General features: G+C 55.6%; 21 protein-coding genes and 1 pseudogene. 14 read left to right on the forward strand and 8 right to left on the reverse strand.

The genetic code is table 11. The features are described 5' to 3' along the window. Positions 1-289 precede the first annotated feature (289 nt). Together G7048_RS25960 and G7048_RS25965 are read left to right on the forward strand one after the other, a co-directional pair. Complete coding sequence (locus G7048_RS25960) at positions 290-472, forward strand: hypothetical protein (RefSeq protein WP_166071371.1); 183 nt, start codon at positions 290-292, stop codon at positions 470-472. A 205-nt stretch (positions 473-677) separates the two neighbouring features. Beyond that, positions 678-1,175 carry a PaaI family thioesterase gene (locus tag G7048_RS25965; protein WP_166071372.1) on the forward strand — a complete coding sequence of 166 codons (498 nt, stop codon included), beginning with the start codon at positions 678-680 and terminating at the stop codon, positions 1,173-1,175. Positions 1,176-1,248: 73 nt separating this feature from the next. Here the strand turns inward: G7048_RS25965 and G7048_RS25970 are convergent, their stop codons facing one another. Continuing rightward, positions 1,249-2,025 (reverse strand): IclR family transcriptional regulator, encoded by a 777-nt coding sequence (locus tag G7048_RS25970; RefSeq protein WP_166071373.1) that lies wholly within the window; start codon positions 2,023-2,025, stop codon positions 1,249-1,251. Between the two features lie 16 nt (positions 2,026-2,041). Further along, positions 2,042-3,679, reverse strand: a complete 1,638-nt coding sequence (locus tag G7048_RS25975; protein ID WP_166071832.1) for a sigma-54-dependent Fis family transcriptional regulator — start codon at positions 3,677-3,679, stop codon at positions 2,042-2,044. Between the two features lie 374 nt (positions 3,680-4,053). On the opposite strand from G7048_RS25975, the gene G7048_RS25980 reads away from it, so the two are divergent. The 6 genes from G7048_RS25980 (at position 4,054) to G7048_RS26005 (ending at position 10,199) form a co-directional block, all read left to right on the forward strand. Next, positions 4,054-4,935, forward strand: a complete 882-nt coding sequence (locus tag G7048_RS25980) for an alpha/beta fold hydrolase (protein ID WP_166071374.1) — start codon at positions 4,054-4,056, stop codon at positions 4,933-4,935. Between the two features lie 85 nt (positions 4,936-5,020). Then, positions 5,021-5,923, forward strand: coding sequence for a VOC family protein (locus G7048_RS25985; protein WP_166071375.1), 903 nt, complete (start codon positions 5,021-5,023; stop codon positions 5,921-5,923). A gap of 48 nt (positions 5,924-5,971) precedes the next feature. After that, entirely contained in the window at positions 5,972-7,198 is a 1,227-nt protein-coding gene (locus tag G7048_RS25990) for an acyl-CoA dehydrogenase (RefSeq protein WP_166071376.1), read from the forward strand. A gap of 83 nt (positions 7,199-7,281) precedes the next feature. Continuing rightward, positions 7,282-8,082 (forward strand): 2-keto-4-pentenoate hydratase, encoded by an 801-nt coding sequence (locus G7048_RS25995; RefSeq protein ID WP_166071377.1) that lies wholly within the window; start codon positions 7,282-7,284, stop codon positions 8,080-8,082. Positions 8,083-8,133: 51 nt separating this feature from the next. After that, the gene (locus G7048_RS26000; RefSeq protein WP_166071378.1) at positions 8,134-9,150 is read left to right on the forward strand and encodes a flavin reductase family protein; all 1,017 of its coding nucleotides are present in this window, start codon (positions 8,134-8,136) and stop codon (positions 9,148-9,150) included. Positions 9,151-9,221: 71 nt separating this feature from the next. Continuing rightward, a complete protein-coding gene (locus tag G7048_RS26005) occupies positions 9,222-10,199 on the forward strand; it encodes a tripartite tricarboxylate transporter substrate-binding protein (RefSeq protein ID WP_166071379.1) in 978 nt (325 codons plus the stop codon). 280 nt (positions 10,200-10,479) lie between these two features. Here G7048_RS26005 and G7048_RS26010 read toward each other — a convergent pair. The 5 genes and pseudogenes from G7048_RS26010 to G7048_RS26030 form a co-directional block, all read right to left on the reverse strand. After that, a protein-coding gene (locus G7048_RS26010; RefSeq protein ID WP_166066593.1) for an IS3 family transposase occupies positions 10,480-11,630 on the reverse strand; the annotation gives its coding sequence in 2 pieces (ribosomal slippage) (positions 10,480-11,384 and positions 11,384-11,630; 1,152 coding nt in all). A 62-nt stretch (positions 11,631-11,692) separates the two neighbouring features. Continuing rightward, a pseudogene (locus G7048_RS26015) lies at positions 11,693-12,001 on the reverse strand (electron transfer flavoprotein subunit beta/FixA family protein); the annotation flags it as partial. 18 nt (positions 12,002-12,019) lie between these two features. Then, a complete protein-coding gene (locus tag G7048_RS26020; protein WP_166071380.1) occupies positions 12,020-12,919 on the reverse strand; it encodes a citryl-CoA lyase in 900 nt (299 codons plus the stop codon). 45 nt (positions 12,920-12,964) lie between these two features. Beyond that, a complete protein-coding gene (locus G7048_RS26025) occupies positions 12,965-14,143 on the reverse strand; it encodes a CaiB/BaiF CoA-transferase family protein (RefSeq protein WP_166071381.1) in 1,179 nt (392 codons plus the stop codon). Further along, positions 14,140-14,901, reverse strand: coding sequence for an IclR family transcriptional regulator (locus tag G7048_RS26030; protein WP_166071382.1), 762 nt, complete (start codon positions 14,899-14,901; stop codon positions 14,140-14,142). Before G7048_RS26030 ends, G7048_RS26025 begins: the two co-directional genes overlap by 4 nt. 197 nt (positions 14,902-15,098) lie before the next feature. Between G7048_RS26030 and G7048_RS26035 the strand changes: the two genes are divergently transcribed. The 6 genes from G7048_RS26035 (at position 15,099) to G7048_RS26060 (ending at position 21,791) form a co-directional block, all read left to right on the forward strand. Beyond that, entirely contained in the window at positions 15,099-15,998 is a 900-nt protein-coding gene (locus G7048_RS26035) for a fumarylacetoacetate hydrolase family protein (protein WP_166071383.1), read from the forward strand. Position 15,999: 1 nt separating this feature from the next. Beyond that, positions 16,000-16,959, forward strand: coding sequence for a cupin domain-containing protein (locus G7048_RS26040; RefSeq protein ID WP_166071384.1), 960 nt, complete (start codon positions 16,000-16,002; stop codon positions 16,957-16,959). Positions 16,960-16,998: 39 nt separating this feature from the next. Further along, positions 16,999-17,979 carry a tripartite tricarboxylate transporter substrate binding protein gene (locus tag G7048_RS26045; RefSeq protein WP_166071385.1) on the forward strand — a complete coding sequence of 327 codons (981 nt, stop codon included), beginning with the start codon at positions 16,999-17,001 and terminating at the stop codon, positions 17,977-17,979. Between the two features lie 21 nt (positions 17,980-18,000). Then, complete coding sequence (locus tag G7048_RS26050; RefSeq protein ID WP_166071386.1) at positions 18,001-19,188, forward strand: FAD-dependent monooxygenase; 1,188 nt, start codon at positions 18,001-18,003, stop codon at positions 19,186-19,188. A 136-nt stretch (positions 19,189-19,324) separates the two neighbouring features. After that, positions 19,325-20,785 (forward strand): NAD-dependent succinate-semialdehyde dehydrogenase, encoded by a 1,461-nt coding sequence (locus G7048_RS26055; RefSeq protein ID WP_240933419.1) that lies wholly within the window; start codon positions 19,325-19,327, stop codon positions 20,783-20,785. Between the two features lie 40 nt (positions 20,786-20,825). Beyond that, complete coding sequence (locus tag G7048_RS26060; RefSeq protein WP_166071387.1) at positions 20,826-21,791, forward strand: tripartite tricarboxylate transporter substrate-binding protein; 966 nt, start codon at positions 20,826-20,828, stop codon at positions 21,789-21,791. A 105-nt stretch (positions 21,792-21,896) separates the two neighbouring features. On the opposite strand, the gene G7048_RS26065 is transcribed toward G7048_RS26060, so the two are convergent. Further along, positions 21,897-22,574, reverse strand: a complete 678-nt coding sequence (locus G7048_RS26065) for a TetR/AcrR family transcriptional regulator (RefSeq protein WP_166071388.1) — start codon at positions 22,572-22,574, stop codon at positions 21,897-21,899. Between the last annotated feature and the right edge of the window lie 16 nt (positions 22,575-22,590).

Raw genomic sequence — 22,590 nt, forward strand, 5'->3', positions numbered from 1 at the left:
GCCACGTTGGTGCGTAGCTTCACGTAGGTCAAAGCGCTGGGCAAACTCCTGGTGTTGGCGGGCGTTTGCGATGGCTTCATTGGCAATCGCATGTACACCAAGTACAACGTGGTCTCGAACGATCTAATCAACATGGGAGGCCCCCCAAGACAGATCGATAGTCGACAATTCCGTGTTTGCAGACCGCCTATGCGAGTCAGGGCGTTGTTGAAAAAAAACCGGTGCGGGTTGGTATCGCTACGAGGCCGCGAACCCACGCATTCCGCTGCATGACTCACTGGTGCATGAAATGATCACCGTCTGGCGCAAAAGCCGTGCATATGCCGTGCGTGACATGTCCGAAGAGGAAATACTCCGTCATTGCATTGGCGCGTTGGCGGAAGAAGGAGAGCGCTTGCTGAGCGAGGGCATAGCCCAGCGCATGAGCGATATCGATGTGGTCTACGTCAACGGTATGGCTTTCCGCGTGTGAGCGGAGGGCCGATGTTTTTTGCGTCGCGGATGAATTGGATTGCTGGGATGGATTCGTCTCAGTAGTTCGGTCACCACCGAGTTTTTGCAACCCGGGGTGTGTGGAAACAGCCTTGTTCAGTCAAGGCCTCCCACTGAGCATCGAGTGAGCATGCGATGCATGTCCGTATGCTGAGCAAGCTCCGAGATCGACGAGAATCCTGAAAGTGTTCGCTGCATTCGAGAAATTTCTCGGCTATCGGCACGAGTTGATTGGAGTCCGGTTAAAGTCTGCAACGATGAAAGTTGATCATATGGAGTCTGAAGTCGAGCTCCCCGAATTGGCGCCTTTTGCTGTGTCACTGGGTTTGCGTACCGCGTCCGTCGGCAGTGGGCGCGCGGTGTTGACACTGGAACCACGCGAGGACTTGATGAATCGTCGTGGGGTGGTTCATGGTGGCGTTCTGGCGACCATGGTTGATAGTGCGATGGCTCGCGCGAGTCGAACGGTAGCGGGTGTGTCCGAATTGGGGGGAACCACCGATCTGCATGTCCAGTATTTGCGTCCGGGTATAGGCAGTCTGCGTGTGGAGGCATGGGTGGAACATGCAGCAAAGTCCATGAGCTTTTGTCGAGCAGAAGTGCGAAATGCCGCCGATGAATTGGTCGCTGTGGGGTCGGCGTCACTCAAATTGCGACGGGCCTCTCGTTCAGCAATAGCTTGAGTCCGGTGGGGTGCCTGCGATTGTCTACTGACGTCGCAGAATCACGATCCTTTTGCTATCTGTTCATCTTGATTCAGGGAAGGTGTTGGGGAGAGAGATCAGGATAGGCCTGACGCTGTCGGATTTTCCATGCCGCTTCTTCCAGCAGTGCCTTTATGCACACAGGGTCCGTGTTGCGTATGTTCTCGGGGCTATCCAGTATGTTCAGTGCCGCAACTATGTCGCCATCTGGATTGAACACGGGCACGACTGCTGCCCCCATACCAGGCTCCAGCTCGCCCCAGGACATGTAGAACCCGGCTTTGCGGATCTGATCTAGCTTTGCTCGGAATTCATCCCAACTGCTGCCCATATCGTTTGTATGTATCTCTTCAGCATGTGATTGGTAGATTTGCTTCTGCTGATGTCTGGGCAGACAGGAGAGCAGAATTTTTGGAGCACCTGCTCGAAACATGGGGCGCTGACGACCGCGACTCCGAGCAACGGATGTCGTCGTTGGATTGACTGCCCGCACGCGATGCGTATCGATGACATGGCGGCGGTTGATCAACACTGTCAGAACGAGCTCTTTGCCCGTCTTCATGGATAGCTCATGCATGACAGGGTCCGCAGCGAGAAGAACTGGGTCACTGCCGCGCAGTTGGTAATCCAACTCGATGATGCGTGACCCCAACGAATAGTGCCGAGCGGAGACCTTGTTCAAGAGACCAAAATCGACCAGTTCCTTGATGTATCGGTAGCCAGTTGCTCTGGTGAAATTCAATGCCTCGCATATTTCCTCGGGCTGCCAAATAGGCCTTTGCTGCGAGAAGAGCGAAAGAATGGAGAGTACTTTGGATGGGCTGCTCATGATCTGGTTCGCTCACTTACACCACTTCATCGAGCTTTTTGAGCTGATAGTTCAACTGTCCGCGAGTCATTCCCAGAGTTGCGGCAGCCAAGGATAGATTGCCTTGGCTGCGTCGCATGGCTGCTTTCACGAGTGAATCCTTGATGGTGTTGAGGCTGCCTTGGCCACTTTCGATGACTTGGTCTGCCCAATCGTCGATGCTTGCAACGACGACTTGAGCAGGCGCTACAAATGTTTGAGATGATGCGGCTGCATCTGCAATTCCTGTGGAAATCGCATTGCTGCGTCGGATGAGCTCACCGAGATGGCTGATGTGAATCTCCCCCTCGTCTGGGCAAAGAATCACTGCGCGTTCCAGTACGTTCTCCAGCTCGCGAATGTTGCCTGGCCAATCGTATGCCAGAAGTACCTCTCGCGCTTGCTGCGTGCAGCGGTAGATGTTTTTGCGATACTTGTCACAGAACCGTCGGATGATGGCGGACATCAGACTCGGCATCTCGTGCTTGCGTTCTCGCAGGGCTGGGATATGAATAGGAAAGACATTGAGTCGGAAGTACAGATCTTCTCTGAACTTTCCTGCCTTGACCAAGGCATCCAGATTTTCATTTGTCGCTGCAATGACTCGAATATCGCAGCGGATGGTCGAGTTGCTGCCGAGTCGCTCCATCTCACCGGACTGCAACACACGCAGGAGTTTGCTTTGGGCGTTCAGGCTCAGAAGACCGACTTCATCCAGAAAAACGGTGCCACCGTGAGCGTGTTCAAATCTTCCCTTTCTGGAGACGGTCGCTCCAGAAAACGCACCACGCTCCACGCCAAACAATTCAGATTCAATCAACTGTTCTGGAATCGCAGCACAGTTGATTTCAACCCAAGGCTGTTGGGTGCGCAGACTTCGGAACTGTATTTCTCGGGCAATCAAACTCTTGCCTACGCCGCTTTCCCCCAGCAGCAACACGGTGGCATCAGTGATGGCCACCTGATGCACAAGATAGGCCAATTCGGAGCCATCGCGCAGGATGCTGTGCTTGAGTGGTAAAGATGGTTGTGCGGCAATACGGTCATCGTCTGCCGAGCTCACTACTGATGCGTAAGTCCCCGTTTTGAAATTGCGTAGAGGAAGATCCTGATCGAAATCCTGTGGGTCCTTGGATGGGCGTGCAAGGAAACGAAATGCCACAGCATGTGGGGTCGTGGATTTTGAAAACGAAACACAAAAATTTCTGTCGAAAGATCGATTGAGATAACCCGTCACGTAGCCCGACAGTAGCCACATGAAGGCATTTTCATGATTGATCTTGCTTTCCATGCTCATGCCTGCACGGCATTGCAATTGGCAGCACCATTGAATCGCGTGGCGTTCACCTGCAGGATGTCGAACGAATTCTTGAGCGCGCAAATGCGTTGTCAGTGCGCGCTCGAATTGCGTCCACCGCAGATGGTCATCGGAGTCGGACTGGCTCGCAGATAAAGAGGACTCTGCATCACGTCTCCCCAGATGGTAGCCATGACGCTTGAGTTGGTGCCTCGCGCTTTCGTGTCCCCACAAGCGCAGCAATTCCTTCAATACATGGGCGAAGCCATTTTCGGTATGGAATTGCTCAAGCAGAGGACCAATTCCAACACCGGGATTGAGTGCAGGCTCACTCAGCATGGCGTTCTCCGAATGCGAAAAGTGTGCTCGGACTCATGTGTTGTTGCGCACATGCTTATCAAGATCGTCTCCGTTGGCGGCTTGTTCGTAGCGCATCCCAGCGACTGTGCTGTGATGTTAGTCAGACAAAATTTATCATGTGCGGAGATTTTTTTCTATAAAAATCTCAATATTCACGAAAATTTTGACAATTCTCGCTTGACATGGAAGCTAAACGCGGAGATTTGATTTTCAAATGTTCAATGATTTCAATGGGTTGGGCGCATTGTTCTGAAAATTAGAGGTTTGGCACGTGGATTGCAACTCTTTGCTCGTGCCACTTGTTGCAGAGCTGCTGAACTTCATTGGATGAGGTCAGCAATCAAGCGAAGTGGATGGATCGCACACTGAACAAGGAGACCAACGTGAGTGCAATCACCGAAGCTGGAAGCAGCAAATTTATCGATGTCACCGAGGGTGAAATCAACGGAAGCATTCATGTCAACGATGCCGGAAACGGTGACGAAGTGGTGGTGATGTTTCACGGTTCTGGTCCTGGTGCAAGTGGTTGGAGCAACTTCCATCGCAACGTTGATGCGTTTGTCGATGCAGGTTACCGCGTACTGCTGATCGACTCTCCAGGCTTCAACAAGAGCTATCCCATCGTCACCAAAAGTCGCGATGGAGCCTATGCCCAGGCGGCAAAGGGCGTACTGGACAAGCTGGGCATCAAGCGTGCGCACATGATCGGAAACTCGATGGGCGGTGCTACGGCCATGCGAATGGCTGTCGACTATCCGGAGATGGTTGGAAAGCTCATCATGATGGGCGGTGGCTCGGTCGGCGCAAGCACCACTGTGCCCATGCCGACGGAAGGGCTCAAACTGCTGCAGGGTCTGTATCGCAATCCAACGATGGAGAACTTGCGCAAGATGTTGGACATCTTCGTCTATGCACCTTCCACATTGACAGAAGACCTCATCAACGGGCGCTTCGAGAACATGATGCGTCGCACGGAGCATCTGAGCAATTTCGTAGAGAGCTTGAAGTCCAGTGGGGGGCGTGCCAACTATGCACATCTGCTGCCGACTCTGACGATGCCCACCATGATCATCTGGGGGCGTGATGATCGTTTCGTGCCGCTCGACTTGGGTCTTCGCATGTTGTGGGGCATGCCGGATGCTGAGCTGCACGTGTTCAGCAAGTGCGGTCACTGGGCTCAATGGGAACATGCCGACAAGTTCAATCAACTCGTGCTGAATTTCCTCGCACGCTAACCGCATTCACCGAAAACTTTCAGTGGCAACGCGCGTGCAGTGTCTTGCAGCGCGTTCAGTTGAAGAATGAGACAAGGAGATCACAGTGGCATCCATTTCCAATCTTGGGTATGTGGTGATTGGCAGCAAGAAGTTGGCCGAATGGGAAGACTTCGCCGTCAACCTTCTGGGCATGCAGGTTGGCCGCAGCGAACCAGGCAAGCTTTTGGCGCTCCGTCTGGACGACATGCAACAGCGAATCATCATTGAAGATGGCGAGGAAGAGGACCTGCGTGCAGCAGGTTGGGCATTCAAGACAGATCGAGATCTGCGTGCATTCGTCAAGCGGCTGCAAGAGCAGGGTCTGCCCGTGCAGGAATGCTCAAAGGATGAGGCAACGAATCGTCGCGTTGAGAACCTCTATTCGCTGGCCGATCCAAATGGATTCACGCAGGAATTTTTCAGCGGAGCTTATGCCGCCCCCAGCAACCAGCCGTTCATGTCGCAAAGGCTCCGAGGTGCCGGTTTCAAGACAGGCGATCTTGGCATCGGCCATGTGCTGATTCGTGCGCAGGACTATGGCAAGTCTCTGGATTTCTATCAGGAGGGACTGGGGCTGCGCCTCAGCGACATCATTCGTGCCGAAGTGCGCCCGGGCTACGTAGCAGAAGCCGCGTTCTTCCACACTGTCGGGGGCCGTCACCATTCGCTCGCGACCGGTGCAGTGAATATTCCCAAGGTGTTGGGCCACATGATGGTGGAACTGCATAGCTTGGACGATGTGGGGCTCGGTTACGACCGTTGCCGAGCTGCGGGATTGAACTTTGCACGCGAGCTCGGACATCACCCCAACGACCAGATGACGTCGTTCTACGTGGAAACACCTTCCGGTTTCTCCATTGAATATGGATGGGGTGGCCTCGTCGTGGATGACGAAAGCTGGACCGTCAAAACATACAACCAATTCAGTGACTGGGGCCATGCACGTCCTGGCCAAGCCGTGCGTTGAGCACTTCGACTTTTCTGTATCAGCCCCCATTTCTCAAGGAGAATTCACATGTCTACTGTGACTGACAAGCCTTTCGCAACGACCGCAATCCCTACCGCAGATGAACTTGTGCAACGCGCCAAGGATCTGCTTCCCATGCTCAAAGAGAAAGCTGCTTCAGTCGAAGCAAACCGCATGGTGTCCAAGGAAACCATTCAGGCATTCGTGGATGCTGGTTTCTTCAAGATCCTGCAAGAAAAGCGTTGGGGTGGATGGGAGTTGGACCCAGCGGTTTTCTGGCGTGTTCTCATGGAACTGGGCCGTGGTTGCCCCGCGAGCTGCTGGAACATGATGATTCTGGGTGTGCACCAATGGGAATTCGGGCACATGGATCCGCGCGCAGCGGAAGATGTCTGGGGACAGGACAACACCACCATCATCGCCTCGTCCTATGGTCCTACTGGACGTTGCGAGAAAGTGGAGGGGGGCTACAAACTCACCGGCCAATGGAAGTGCTCCAGTGGCACCGATCATGGGCAATGGGCGTTCGTAGGCGGGCTCGTGCATGACGAGAACGGTGTCGCCATCGATCGCATCGCGCTTCTGGTTCCTCGCACGGAATACACGATCATCGACGACTGGTATGTATTTGGTCTGTGCGGTACGGGCAGCAAGAGCCTGGAGATGAAGGACGTCTTCGTTCCCGAATATCGCACCCACAGCCTGTCTGCATATCAACTGAATGATCGCCCATCGTCGTATCTGCACCCATTCGGAACGATCTTCTGCGGTTCGGTTTCCGCCGCCATCGCGGGCTTCGCTCAGGGCGCGATCGATACGTACATTGAACAAATGAGCGGACGCACCCTCAGTGCCAATGCCAACATGAAAGCCGCCAATGTCAATCCGGCAGTGCGTGATCGACTGGGTCATGCGGTAGCGAAGGTACGCAGTTGCCGTGCTCGCCTGATGTATCTGATGCAGGAGTCGGCTGACTACGTGTATCGCCGCGAGCTGGTGCCCGAAGATATGCGTGTCGGTCACATTCTCGACATTTCTCGCGTGGGCTTCGAATGCTCGGAAGCTGTGATGAAGCTGTTCCCGGCACTGGGTGCACGCGGGCTGTATTCCGACAATCCGATGCAGCGCTTCTTGCGTGACATTCTGGCTGGTTCCAACCACATGACGCAGAACATCGACGATTCAGCAGGCCTTACGGGTGCGCGCTTGCTGGGAACAGATCTGCCTCCGACGGCATACGGTATCAAGCGCAAGGCGCCTGTCGACAAGCGTTGAATTTTCTTTCAGTCCCGACGTGCCTGCATACAAGCAGCGCCGTCGGAGAGTAGTGCGAACGTGCTTGAGATCCAAGGAATCAGATGCAGAGTGAAAAAATTGCAAAAGCAGCGGAGGTGCTCAGACAGTCTCGCGCAACGCAGGTCACGATTGACAAGGTGTCGCTAACCCATGGCATTGCCTCGCTGGAAGAAGCGTATCTGGTTTCAGAGATCAACCGCCAATTCAGAATTGACAGTGGTAGTCGTGTCGTAGGCAAGAAGATTGGTCTGACATCAAAGGCGGTTCAAGCGCAATTGGGTGTGGATCAGCCTGATTTTGGATTCTTGTTCAGCGACATGGAGTTTCTGAACGGTCAGACTGTACCGACTGGTCGTCTCATTCAGCCCAAGGCGGAGGCCGAGATCGCCTTTGTGGTTCAGCAGAGCATGGTGGGTCAGGTGCCGACTTACGGAGAGTTTCTTTCTTGTCTGGGGTATGCATTGCCGGCAGTCGAAATCGTCGACAGTGCGATTGCAGACTGGAAGATCACCATCATCGACACCGTGGCTGACAACGCTTCGTCGGGGCTGTACGTTCTCGGTGACCAGCCTGTTCCCGTTGCGCAACTTGCCCTGGGTGAGCTGGGCATGTCGTTGAAGAAGAATGGTGCTTTGGTGTCTTCCGGCGTGGGCTCGGCGTGTCTTGGGCATCCGCTCAGGGCTGCCTATTGGTTGGCCAGTGAAATGATTCGTCGTGGTCATGGACTGGCTGCTGGCGAGGTGATTCTGTCTGGAGCTTTGGGTCCGATGGTCCCTATTCAGACTGGTGACAGTATTGACGCGCACATACAGGGCTTGGGTTCCGTTCATTTCAGCTTGGGTCAAGTCGGTGGCGTTTGTTGACTGGCATTTCAAAGAACAAGCAGACCATTACAGAGTTAGTCGGAGACAAACATGCAAGATCATTCAGTTCAGACGTTCGACCCAAAGGCCTTCCGCGCTGCACTCGGAACCTTTGCGACGGGGGTGACGGTGATAACGGCGGTGGGGCAAGATGGAAAGTCCATCGGTCTGACTGCCAACAGCTTCAATTCAGTGTCGTTGGATCCCCCATTGGTGCTTTGGAGTCTGGCGAAGAAGGCGTTCAATTTGCAGGACTTTGTAGCTGCGAAGCATTGGGCGGTCCATATTTTGAGTGCCGACCAGGAGCAGATGTCCAACCAATTTGCGCGTGGTGGTGCGGAAAAGTTTGCAGGCGTCGAACCAGTGAGTTCCGAGCATGGCGTGCCTTTGCTGCAGAACTGTGCTGCGCGGTTTGAGTGCACGAGCACCTTTCAGTATGAAGGGGGAGACCACATCATCTTTGTTGGCGAGGTCAAGAAGTTTGAGCGCAATGACCATCCACCGTTGGTGTTTCATGCGGGAAAATATGCTTTGGCATCCCTCAAGGACAACGACTTCAGTCCGCCCAGAGCTACTGGCACCGAGCCGCCCACCTTCCGGTCGGACATGCTGGGCTACATGGTGGGGCGGGCGCGCAAGAATTTTCTGGACAGCATGCGCGTGCATCTGGAAAGCAATGGCCTCAATGACTACGAATGGCGCCTGTTGACCATCATTTTGACGAAGAAGAATTTGACCGCATCCATGTTCGAGCGCTTCAACAAGGATGCTGCATTGGAGACCATTCTCGCCACATTGGAGTCATTGCGACAGAAGGGTTGGATCGAGATGGTGTCGGATGAAGGTCTTGGAGAACCGACTTACACGCTTTCGCAAAAAGGTGTTTACGACTCGGTACGGTTGCTGGCCATTGCCAAGTCCCACGAAGAGCATTTGATGGAAAAAATGGGCTACGCGGATGGAATGCTGCTGAAAAGCCTGCTCAACAAATTCATTCAGAAGACCGAAGGCTCCTCCCCCAACCTGTGGAGTGATGAATTTGTATTGAAGGAAAAGGCTGCCCAGTAGCAGCAAACCGGAAACCATTGGATGGCGAGGCAATGCACCTCAAAAATGATTAAATTCCCTTAGGAAACGACATGTCGAAAGTATTCAAGTTGAAGGTTTTGATTCCAGCCTTGCTGGGGCTCGGCGCCAGCTTGGCTCATGCACAGAACCCCAACCCGGTTCGAATCATCATTGGTTTTGCAGCAGGAGGAAATGGCGACATCATTGCCCGGATGCTGGCCAATGAACTGCGCCCCATTCTGGGCCGTAATGTGATTGTTGAAAACAAGCCGGGCGCGGGTGGCCGTCTTGCTGCACTGCAGTTGAAATCTGCCCCTGCCGATGGCAGCAACTATCTTTTGGCTCCGGACAGTTGGTCGATATTTCCGACGATCCTTCAGACTGAAGGCCAACTGCGCTACAGCCTGCAGAAAGATTTTGCGCCGGTTGCACGTGTTGTGTCCTACCCCCTCGGTCTGTTTGTGTCCGAAGGCGCCGGGGTACACAACCTGAAGGAATATATCGAGAAGGCCAAGACCAACCCCTCCATAGCGGCTTATGGATCGTCGGGGGCTGGAAGCATCACGGAGTTTCTTGGCATCGTTATGTCCAAGGAGTTTGGATTCAAGATGACAGTGATTCCATTCAAGGGTGGCAGTGAGGTGAAGTCCAACCTGATGGGGTCACAGATTCCTGTCGGAATCATGACGGCGGGCGACGGATTGGCCGACGTCGGTGGAAAAATAAAGCCACTGGGCTTCTTTACTCCTACACGTTGGTCCATTGCGCCTGATGTGCCGACCTTCAAGGAGCAAGGATATGACATCGTGAATGGAGGGGCATTCTCTGCGATCTGGACGTCTGCCAAGACTCCAGAAAGCGAGCGCAAGAAAATGGAAGATGCTCTGAAGCAAGTCCTTTCCAAGCCCGATGTACAAGAGAAATTGTCCAAAATCTATGTTCGCTCAGATTTCGCGGATGGACGTACATTGGGTGAGCAGGTTGGTAAGTTGATTCAATACTGGAATCCTATTGTGGAGTCTTCCGGCATCAAGGCGACAGTGAATTGAAGTTTGGCGTCACCTCGAATTTCCTTGAGGTGACCGCCTATTCTGTAGATCGATAGATCACACACCATAAGCAAAAAATCTGAGAGACATATGTTGCGACTTCTTATCGCGGCAGCCCTTGCTGCGCCCATTATTTGTCATGCCCAGTCTTCCGTGAATATCGGCGGTGGGTTTGTTGTCGGATACAAGCACACTCCATCAAAAAGTGATGGGACAAAATCAAAAGACGGTATTGACAACCTGGAGGCGGCCGGCAGCAATTTGAATCGCCCCGGATTTCCTAGACACTGTTGAGCCGTTGGGAATGCCGTCTTTCGAACTCTACCGGAGAGATATCTCCGGCGGTGCCATGACGCCTTTTCGGGTTGTAAAACATCTCGATGTAGTTGAAGACATCAGCCCTGGCCTCATCGCGCGTCGGGTAAATCTGGCGGCGAATACGCTCGCGCTTGAGCAACTGGAAGAAGCTCTCGGCCACGGCGTTGTCGTGACAGTTGCCGCGACGACTCATGCTGGAGACCAGATTGTGATCTCGCAGAAAGCCCTGCCAGTCATGGCCTGTAAACTGACTACCCTGATCCGAATGCACCATGACAGGCAGCTTAGGCCTGCGACGCCACAAGACCATCAACAGTGCATCGAGCACCAAGCCAGTATCGATGCGGCTGCCCATAGACCAGCCAACAACCTGACGTGAGAACAGGTCAACCACCACCGCCAGATACAGCCAACCTTCATGGGTGCGGATGTATGTGATGTCAGTCACCCAAGCTTGGTTGGGCTCGGCCGCTGCGAAGCGGCGCTGCAAGTGATTGGGCGCGACGATGGCAGGTTTGCCGCCACGCATGCCTGCACGGCGTTTGTAGCCCGTCTGTGAGCGCAGCCCCTCGATTTTGAGCAGTCGTGCCACGCGATGCTTGCCGCAGCTCTCGCCCAAATCACGCATGTCCATGGTCAGCTTGCGATAGCCATAGACGCCACCACTCTCGAGCCACGCATGCTTGAGAAGACCCAACAGACGTTGATCGTCCTTTGCACGAAGGCTCATCGGTTGCGCCTTCCAGGCGTAGTAGCCGCTAGGGTGTACAGCCATGACCTTGCACAGTCGGCGAATGCTGTACTCACCTTCATGGCGCTTGATGAATGCGTACTTCACCCGGACTGCTTGGCAAAGTACGCTGCGGCCTTTTTTAGGATGTCGCGCTCCTCTGTGACTCGCTTGAGTTCAGCCTTCAGTCGTCGCAACTCCTCGGTTTGTGACACCTGTGCCGGCCGATCATGGGCAGGCGTTCCTTGAGCCTTGATCCATTGATAAAGGCTGTGCTGACTTACGCCTAGTCGGGCTGAAACATCGGCCACCTTATGGCCGCGCTCAGTGATCTGCTTGACTGCTTCGGTCTTGAATTCTTGGGGATATCTTTGGTTACTCATAGCACCTCCTATTGGGCCTTAGATTTGAGGCTCAGAGGTGTCTAGAAAACCCGGGGCGATTCAGCGTTCAGCAGCTTGGCGACGGCCAGAGGTTGGAGCTCTTCCGTTGTTTCCACCAGAATGCCACGGTCTGCGCCGATGGCCATCGCGGTGCGCAGGGTTTCCTGGCACTGCGCGACGCCGCAGGAAACCGCGATCACTTCCGTGACCACGCCCTTTTCCTTCAGACACACCGCTTCTTCGACGGCGATCTCGTCAAACGGGTTCATCGACATCTTCACGTTCGCGATGTCCACACCCGTTCCATCCGACTTCACTCGGACTTTGACGTTGTAGTCCACCACGCGTTTGACAGGGACCAATGCCTTCATGATTGAAGCTTTCCTTTGTTATTGAGAAGACTCTGGAGTCGGATTTTTGTCGCTGACCACGGCGACGGAGTGCTCTGGATCGCCTGTGTAGCGATAGGGAATGGTCGTGGGCATGGGACCCTTGAGACGGTGGCCTTGCTGCGATTGTTCCCAAGCGTGCGACAGGATGCCGACTGACCGCGACAGAATGAAGATGCCGCGCGCCAAGGCAGGGGCGAACCCCAGTTCTCCATATACAGCCGCCGTTACGCCATCGATGTTCATCGGCAAGGCCTTGCCGGTACGGCGAAGCAGTGCACGTTCGACGCCTTGGGCAATCGAAGCGTAGAGGCCTTGAACATGGCCTTGTTCGGCTGCCTGATTCACCATGGAGAGCAATGGTGCAACACGTGGGTCGATGGGGTGAAAGCGATGCCCGAAGCCCGGAATGATCTTGCTGTTTTCAGCGATGAAGGCATTCAGTCCCAGATCCACCGCAGCATCAATTTCGTTGTCGGATGGAATGCTGCTATCGTCAGTTAGCAGCTTGCGAATGCTTTGATAGAGGCCCAGACATTGTTCACCTGCGCCGCCATGTACGTCGTCCAGCACGTTGATAGCTGAGGCCATGGCGCCGTTGAGTGGCAGCCCGCAGGTGACTGACATACGCGCAATGGCAATGGATGGGGCTTGGGGGCCGTGATCCACCGCTGCGACGAGCGAGGCTTCCAGTAGGCGGGCGTGCTCAGCATTCGGTAGCTCGCCACGGAGCATCAGCCAGATCATTTGCGGGAAGCTGATCTTGCCGATGAGCTCTTGAATCGGGATGCCGCGGGTGTTGATGACACCGGGGCGAATATCGATGATGGACGTGCTCCACCAGTCAGATGCTTGTTGAAGGCGTTGTTCGGCCGAAGTGGAGTTGGAAGAAGGGCTCATCGGATACAGATGTCGAAGGTGGATGGATGCGAAATGCGTGGGTGCTTACGCGTCTGCAACTGCGGCAAGTTCTCGGAGGATTTCTTCACTGTGCTGGCCACGCAGCGGAGGTGCAGTTGCGGGACCGGTCGCGTACCCGTCGACCTGAAACCCGCTTCGTGCCAATGGCAGTTCTGAACGTCCAGAATGAGCGAATGGCACCTGAGCAAATAGATTGCGGTGTTGAACTTGAGGTTGGCTCAACGCTTGAGCCATGCTGAGCACTTGACCGGCAGGGATGCCGGCATCGTTGAATTTCTTCTCCCAAGTGGCTGCGTTAGAGCCGGCCAACTGCTGTTCGATCAATCCTTTGAGCGCGAAGCGATTGCGCTTGCGGGTCTCGCGCTCGGCAAAGCGTGGGTCCGACTTCAGTTCAGGTGCACCGATGATGTCGCACAGCATTTCGAACTGCTGCTGCTTGTTGGCTGCAATGTTGATCGGGCCATCGCCGGTCGTGAACGTGCCGGACGGTGCAGCAGTAAAGTTCTCGTTGCCCATGGGGGTGGGCTGCTGTCCTGCGATCAGCAAGTTTGAAACGATCCAGCCCATGGATACCAACGTGGAGTCCAGCATGGAGACGTCTACGAATGCTCCTTCTCCCGAGTGAGCACGACGCACCAATGCCGCGCAGATGGCGAACGCGGCCGTCATGCCGCCCAGCGTATCGCATAGCGGATAGCCCACGCGAAGTGGCGCAGACTCACTGTCACCGGTGATGCTCATCAGGCCCGAGAGACCTTGGATGATCTGGTCATAAGCGGGTGCTCCAGAGAGTGGACCGTCCTTGCCGAAGCCAGATATTGCGCAGTAGACGATATCTCCTTTGATTGCCTTCAGCGCTTCGTAGCCGAGTCCCAAGCGATCCATGACGCCGGGCCGAAAATTCTCAAGCACCACGTCGGCAGTTTGAACGAGGCTCTTGAATGTCTCTACGTCTTCTGGCTTCTTGAGGTTGAGTTCAATGGAGCGCTTGCCTCCGTTCTGCGCAAGAAAAGATGCTCCAAGATAGTCCCGATTGAGGCCTGCGTCGGCACCCAGTTGACGGGCCAGATCTCCCCCTTCCGGTGATTCGACTTTGATGACATCCGCTCCCAGCAGCGCCATTTGATATCCGCAGAATGGGCCGGAGAGGACGTTGGTCAGATCGAGGACGCGAATGTTCTTGAGAAGGGGGCTGGATGTCATGGTTTGGGTGACGAAATGAGGTCTTTGAATGGCGAGGGGTCACCACCGAAATGAGTGGTGACTTTTGCTGCTGCAGTCAGAAGGTGCCCTTGAATCGCTTGCACAGCTTCTGGAGTGAATCGGTGGAGAGGTCCGGATACCGACAGTGCGCCTTGCAATTTCTGTTCAGTACCGAACACGGGGCATGCCACGGCGGCCGTTTCCTGATCGCGTTCGCCCATGGTCAGGCAGACCAAGTTTTTGCGAATGGCGTCGTAACGCTCGCCGACCGCGCCGTCAAAGGCGAGAAGAACATGGCCTCCGGCACCTTTGTCGAGCGAAAGCAATTCATCTTGCTGGACGTTGTCACTGATCGCACGTGGCGATGAGATGCGATAGGCGCATAGGCGCTTGTCTCCAGCACGGGTGTACATGGCCGCACTTTCACCCGTGAGGCTGGAAAGCTCACGCAGTACCGGCATGATGAATTCCGACGGGTGCAAGCTGCTGCGATAGATGGCTGCAAGACGCAACGGCGCGGGGCCAAGGGTGTAGACACCTTCACGGTCCCGGAAAAGGTATCCCGCGCTCTCCAAGGATTCCGCCAACCGCAGCACGGTGCTCTTGTAGAGACCGGTCTGCTCTGCCAATTGCGTGAGCGTGAAGCTGCGGTGTTGATTGGAAAACGCAGCGAGCAGCGAGAGCGCGCGGTTCACCGCAGCAACTCCAACGGTGTCTGTGCTTTCTTCAACGGAATTTTCGGATTGTGTCTTGCGCATGCGTGTGGCTGTACGTGCTTCGGTCGTCATTGTATGCGTGTTCTATAAAAAATAAAAAATAAACAAAAATAGAACAACCAAGAAAAAAACTTGTGTTTTTCGTCGGTTGGTTGCTAGAATTCGCTCGCTTTAACATCAAATTTGATGTGTGCTTTGTTTTTTATGTTTGCTCGTTACATAGTTGTGGAGGCTGAAGCATGAAGATTGCTCGCTTTAATGAAGGTCGGATGGGCATCGTCGTCGGTGAAGAATTGGTCGATGTGACAGGAGTCGTTGGTGTGGACCTGCAGCAATGGCCACCCGTTGGGGCTGTGCAGATGATTGCAGCATGGTCTGATGTTCGTGCCAAGGTCGAGAGCATTTTGCCAACTGCGCCACGTGTCGCATTGTCTTCGGTGCGTCTTCTGACACCGGTTCCCTGGCCCAACAAGGTCATTGCATACCCCGTGAACTACAACGATCACGGTCAGGAAATGCAAGCCAACTACCGTGCAACCCACCAGGGCTTCTTTCTGAAGCCTGCGTCTTCATTGTGCGGTGCGAGTGATTCCATCGAGCTGCCGGATCTACCAGGACGTGAAGTGCACCACGAGGCCGAGCTGGGCATCATCATCGGCAAGCGTGGTCGCGACGTGCGCCGCGAGGACTGGAAGGACTATGTCTTTGGCTATGCCTGCTTGATGGACATGGTGGTGCGCGGCCGTGAAGAGCGTGTGTTCCGCAAGGCCTACGACACATTCTGCCCTGTCGGCCCATGGATCACGACGGCCGATGAGGTCAGTGATCCTGCAAACCTGAAAATGAAGCTCTGGGTCAACGATGAGCTGCGCCAGAGCGCCAACACCAAGGACCTCGTGCTCGATATTCCCGGCATGATCGAAATGGCTGCGTCCGTGATGACACTCGAACCAGGTGACATCATCGCCACAGGCACACCAGCTGGAGTGGGACAGATTGTCGATGGCGATGTCGTACGCATCCGCATTGATGAACTCGGTGAAATGTGCATGAAGGTGGTGCAGGGCAAGTCGGGTCGTTCCGTCGTCTTTGAGAATCCGTACGTCCCGGACATCAAGAAGCAACCGCTGGTGGCCTGACATGACACAGAAACTCGACTCACTGGAATTGCTCTACAAGGCATTTGATGGATTGAGCGTGGAAGGTGGCTGGCATCGCCGAGCACCAGCTCTTTGGCCGGAGCCACGCAAGAATTTTGTGCCGTTCCGTTGGCGCTATGCGGATGTCAAGCCAATTTTGGATGCGGCTGGCGATCTGGTCGATCACGCGATGGCGGATCGACGCAATCTGACCATGACCAATCCGGTGGAAGGCAACTTGTATGCCACGGTGCGCTCCATGGTTGCGGCCTATCAATTGATCAAGCCCGGCGAAACTGCGGATGCTCACCGTCATACGCCGAATGCGTTGCGCATCATTCTCGAAGGCAAAGGCACCTACACGGTGGTGAATGGCATGCGTGTCGAGATGCGTCCGGGCGATGTGCTGTTGACACCAAGTTGGGCTTGGCACTCACATTCGAGCAATGGCAACGAAGATTGCTACTGGGTGGACGTGTTGGATGTGCCGCTGGTGCATCTGATGGAAGGCATGTTTTTCGAGCGCCACCCGGACAAGCTGGAGCCGAACGTGGTGGATGCGGACAGCTCGCCCATTGCCTTCCGTTGGGAAGATTCGGTTGCCGCTCTGGAAACGGCGCAGGCACCTGCCAACGGCATGGCCGAGCGCGAGATTCAGCTGGGCAATCCAGCGCTGCGAACCGTCGCATTGCATGTGCAACGCTTGAATGCGGGCTTTCGCTCGGCCCAATACCGTACCACTGCCAACAGTATCTTCACGGTCATTCAGGGTCGCGGACGCACAGTCGTTGACGACGAAGTGATCGAGTGGTCCATGGGCGACGTGATTGCTGTGCCGGCATGGCGCACATACAGGCATGAGGTGGACAGCGAAAGCTTCATGGTGCGTTCCAGCGATGAGCCAGTGATGCGCTCCATCGACATGCTGCGCGAGGAAGTGCTGACTCCAGCCATCGCGTAAGACATCCAGCCAAACGACAGATTCAGGAGACAGACTTCCATGCTTCGCCGCGACGTACTACAAGCCAGCTGCGCTGCAGCACTCTCCAGCATTGGCATTGCTGCCGCTGCTGCCACGGCAAAAAGCTTTCCAACAGGTCCGATTCGCATCGTGACACCATACGACCCAGGCAGCACGGTGGACATCACCAGCCGCATGGTGGCCGAAGGGCTGTCCAAGCGACTGGGACAACCAGTGATCGTGGAAAACCGTCCTGGTGGGCAAGGCGCCATCGGCATGAGTGCGTTGCTCGGTGCGCCGGCAACGGGCTACACACTGTTGACGGACACACCTGCATCAGCCATCAACCCGAGTCTCTACAAGAGCCACCAAAGTCGCTACAACGCGTCCAAGGATCTGGAGCCGGTGGCCCAGTTGATGTCGCTGCCATTTGCCATTGCGGTGGATCCCAACACATCCATCACATCGATTGCTGAACTGGTCAAGCAACTCAAGGCCAAGCCTGGCAGCCTGACGGCAGCTGTTGCCGGAACGTCGACGCGACTGGCGGGCGAATTGTTCAGCATGCAGGCCGACGTGCAGTTCACGCCGATTCCGTACAAGGGCGCGATGTCTGCCATGCAATCGGTGATGAAGGGTGAGACACAGGTGGTGTTTCTGGATGCCGCCAATCTGGCTCCATTCATCAAAGCCGGCAAGCTGCGCGGTCTGTTGATCACGGGCGACAAACGTTGGCCCGCACTGGCCGAAGTGCCCACAGCCAAGGAGGCGGGCTACTCGAAGTTCGACGTCAGCACTTGGTTCGGCATGTTTGCGAAAGCCGGTACGCCGCAGGCAATCGTCGATCAATTGAACGCAGCGATTCGTGAGGTCATGTTGTCGCCTGCGCTGGAGACCTATCTGAGCCAACGTGGGGCGCAACCGTCCAAGCGAAGTGCCGTCGAGTTCAAGTCGTTCTTCCATCAGGAAATCGACCTGTGGCGTGACGTCATTGCCAAGGCAAACATCGAAGTCGAATAAGTCCAATCAAGGAACATGATCATGAAAGTAATTATTGCTGGTGGTGGAATTGGCGGCATGTCGGCGGCCTTGGCCTTGCTGCGCAAAGGTATCGACGTCGAAGTGTATGAACAGGCATCCGAGATCAAGGAAGTGGGTGCCGGCATCCAGATCAGTCCCAATGGCTGCCGCGCGCTGGACGCCTTGGGGGTCTTCCATACGCTCAAGGAGCTGTCCTGTGATCCGGTGCGCAAGGAGTTCCGTCTGTGGAACACAGGCAAGGCATGGCCGTTGTTCGATCTGGGCAAGAGTGCGATCGAGAAGTATGGATATCCTTACCTGACCGTCTACCGCCCTGATCTGCTGGATACCCTGAAGAATGCAGTGCAGGCGCTGAAGCCCAATGCCATCAAGCTGGGCAGCCGAGCCGCTGGACTGGACCAAGATGACACCAGTGCAACGTTGGTGCTCGCGGATGGCTCACGCATCAGTGGTGATGTGCTGATTGGTGCTGACGGCTGGCGCTCCGTGATTCGCAACACGCTGTGGGGCGAATGCAATCCCGAGTTCTCGGGTATGGTGACATGGCGTGGACTGATTCCAATGAAAGACCTGCCCCAGCATATGCAAGTGCATGTGGGCAGCACCTGGATTGGTCCCGGTGCGCACGTGGTGAGTTATCCGTTGCATCGTGGTGAGATCATGAACTTCGTGGCGACGATCGAAGGCAAGACCTGGACCGCTCAGGCGGGAAGTGAGCCAGGCACCACTGAAGAGTGCCTCTCCGACTTCAAGGGCTGGCACGAGGACGTGCAGACCATGATTCGCCTGAGTCCCACGTTGCTGAAGTGGGCCCTCATGAAGCGTGAGCCTATTGAGCGTTGGTCGCTGGGGCGTGTCAGCTTGGTGGGCGACGCTTGCCACGCCACGCTGCCGTTTCTCGCGCAAGGTGCGGTGCACTCCATCGAAGATGGCGTAGTGCTCGCCCGTTGCCTTGAAGAAGGTCAGGCGGTTCCTGCTGCCGCGTTGCAACGTTATGAGACCGCTCGTATCGAGCGCACCAGCCGCATGGTGCGGGGTGCCATGTCCAACACCGGTCGCTTCCACAGCAACGAGTTGGCGACAGAGGAGTCTGCCGACAAGTACCTCGCGCGTGAATGGAGTTCCGAGCCCATCGCAGATCGCTACGACTGGCTGTACGCCTACGACGCTGACAAGGTCGCTATCTGAAGCACTGCAGCCTCTGATGCCACAGAGGCTTCAATGCCTTGTCTACAGCGCGCCGATCGCTCAATGGCGCAGCGCTTTTCCATTCCTCCCTTCCAGCCCACGCCCTGCATCGGCAGGGCGTGCTTCAGTGCACCCGATGATGAACCCCAACCAAGATTTGGTCGAGTATCCAGATACCAAGCTGCTGATTGACAATCAGTGGGTAGACGCTGCTGATGGCGGCACCATCGATGTATTGAATCCAGCCACCGGGCTGGCTATTGGCAAGGTGGCCCATGCGAGCCTCGGCGATCTGGATCTTGCACTAGCCGATGCTCAGCGAGGTTTTGAGCGCTGGCGTGATGTCAGTGCGCATGATCGCGCGCTGACTATGCGTCGTGCTGCTGTCTTGCTGAGAGAACGTGCGGACAGGATTGCCATCAACCTGACTCTGGAGCAGGGCAAACCGCTGGCCGAGGCGCGCGGTGAGGTCATGGCAGGTGCGGAGATCTTGGAATGGTTTGCCGACGAGGGGCTGAGAGTCTATGGGCGCATTGTTCCGTCGCGCAATTCAATGGTGCAGCAGATGGTGCTCAAGGAGCCTGTGGGCCCAGTGGCAGCCTTCACGCCTTGGAACTTCCCGATCAATCAGGTGGTGCGCAAGGTGGGCGCGGCACTGGCAACTGGCTGCTCGTGTCTCGTCAAGGCACCGGAGGAAACACCTTCGGCTCCAGCGGCGCTGATCGCAGCACTGGTGGATGCTGGCGTGCCGGCAGGTACCGTGGGGCTGGTATTCGGCAACCCGGTTCAGATATCCGCATATTTGATTGCGAGTCCCATCATTCGCAAAGTCACCTTCACCGGATCCACACCGATCGGCAAGGAGTTGGCCGCGTTGGCGGGTCGTCATATGAAACGTGTGACGATGGAGCTGGGTGGACATGCGCCGGTCATCATCGCTGAAGATGCAGATATCGAATTGGCGGCGCGTTGCACGAGCGCGGGGAAGTTTCGTAACGCGGGTCAGATCTGCATTGCACCGACGCGGTTTCTGGTGCACGAACGCATCAAGGACGAGTTCGTGGCAGCTTTCGTGGACAAAGCAAAGGGTCTGCATGTGGGTAACGGCATGGATGCATCAACGACCATGGGCCCTCTGGCAAACGCGCGTCGCATTGGGGCGATGGAAAAGTTGGTGCATGACGCATGGCAACGGGGTGCCACAGTGGCTCTCGGAGGAGAGCGTGTGGGCCAATGCGGCAATTTCTGGTCACCCACGGTGCTGACAGACGTTCCAACGGATGCCGAAGTGTTCAATGAAGAGCCATTCGGTCCCATTGCCGCGGTGCAGTCATTCAGCAGCATCGAAGAAGCGATCAAAGAGGCGAACCGCTTGCCGTATGGCCTGGCTTCCTATGCATATACCCGCTCGCTCAAGACGTCGCATCAGATTGCGCGCGGATTGGAGGTCGGCATGTTGTGGATCAATCAGCCTGCCGCAGCTTCAGCCGAGATGCCATTTGGAGGGGTGAAGGATTCAGGGTACGGCTCCGAAGGCGGTCCGGAGGCCTTGGAGTCATATGTCAACACCAAGAGTGTGTCGATCATGTGTGCATGACAAAACGTATTCATCCAATTGAGTTGGGGAGGCGAAAAACATGAAATTTGCATGGAACAAGATATCCGTCGCGGCGTTGGCATTCAGTGCCATCGCGGCTTCGGCGGATGACAAGACACCGATCCGTATCCTGGTCGGCTTTTCGGCAGGCGGCAATGTGGACATGGTCGCGCGGCTGCTTGCTGAAGAACTCCGAGCGGAGCTGGGGCGCAACATCGTGATCGAGAATCGTCCAGGTGCTGGTGGACGCTTGGCCGCTCAGGCACTGAAGACGGCCGCCGCTGATGGATCGACATACTTGTTCTCCCCTGACAGCTGGGCCATCTTCCCGACCATCACGATGACGGCCGCTCAACTGCGCTACGACTATGTCAAGGACATGGCACCGGTTGCTCGCGTGGTGTCGTATCCGTTGGGCTTCTTTGCAAGCGCTTCGAGCGGGGTGAAATCCATGCAGGATTACGTGTCCAAAGTGAAGACCCAACCTGAATTGGCCTTCTATGGCTCTTCAGGGGCAGGAAGCATCACCGAGTTTCTGGGTTTGCTGATGTCCAAGGATGTGGGGGCAAGGTTGTCTGTTGTTCCGTTCAAGGGAGCCAGCGAAGTCAAGACGATGCTGATCGGCGGTCAGGTTCCTGTAGCCATCATGTCGCCCAGCGATGTGCTGTCCGAGGACAACAAGAAAATCATTCCATTGGGCGTGATATCGGAAAAGAGGTCAGCGCTGGCCCCGCATATCCCTACATTGGCAGAGCAAGGAGTGAAGGTCACGCAAGGCAGTGCATTCATGGGCATGTGGGCGTCCAGCAAGACTCCGGCGACCGAGCGCAGCAAGATGGAAAAAGCGATTCAGTCGGTGTCTGGCAAGCCGAGTTTTGTGCAGAAACTCAATCTTGCGTACATGGAGGCCGACTTTGGATCTTCGCAAGAATTGCACAAACAGGTGCGACATCTGCAAGATTTTTGGAAGCCCATGGTGTCCGCATCAGGCTTCAAACCCAACTGATTCAGAGAAACTCCAAGGAATCAGTTTGGCACCGTGTCAGGGACACGGTGCCTTTTTTGCTTGGGCGTTCGCATCGAGATCGGCGGCATTGCAGATGCCGACGGCTCAGTGAGCAGTGGGAAGCGTTGTCGCGCTGAATGGCTGAATGCCGGCAATGGCCAACTGCAGCAGATTGCGGAGCTGGGACAAGCCTTGGGCGACATTGGGCTGATCGGACATGAGCCAGTTGTGCAAATTCTGGTTGTAGATGGCCCACCAGAGCTCGGACACCAGTTCTGCCGACACAGCGGAACGCAGAAACCCCGCGCCTTGCTTTTCACGCACGATGGCAGCCAGAGCGTTCAGCAGGGTCGGCTTCCAGGCGGCATAGCGCACTGCCTCAGGGCCGGAGGGGCGGCCCAGCAGAACCACGCCGACTTCACGGCGTGCCTGACGGGCCATTTCAGGGTATTGCGCCCAGTAGTCCATGTCACGCTTGGCGAAATCCATCAGGATGTCGATCAACGGTCTGGTCAGGGCGTCACTTCCGAACTTGTCGGCACGAAGCACCTCAAGATCATCATTGATGATCATGAGCAGAAGCTCGGACTTCGTCGGGGCGTAAGCAAACAACGTCCCTTGAGAGACATCTGCGCGATCCGCAATTTCGCGTGTCGTGGCGGCCTCGTAGCCGAGCTCCAGAAACACGGTGCGTGCCGTTTCCTTGATTCGGATGCGACGGCGCTGTTTTCCACGCTCGCGAACGCTCAGAGGTTCCTTTGGGACGGTTTGATCTTCAGACATGTAGTTAGAGTAACGC

This window comes from Diaphorobacter sp. HDW4B (genome assembly GCF_011305535.1).
In the GTDB taxonomy this organism is placed as follows: domain Bacteria; phylum Pseudomonadota; class Gammaproteobacteria; order Burkholderiales; family Burkholderiaceae_C; genus Diaphorobacter_A.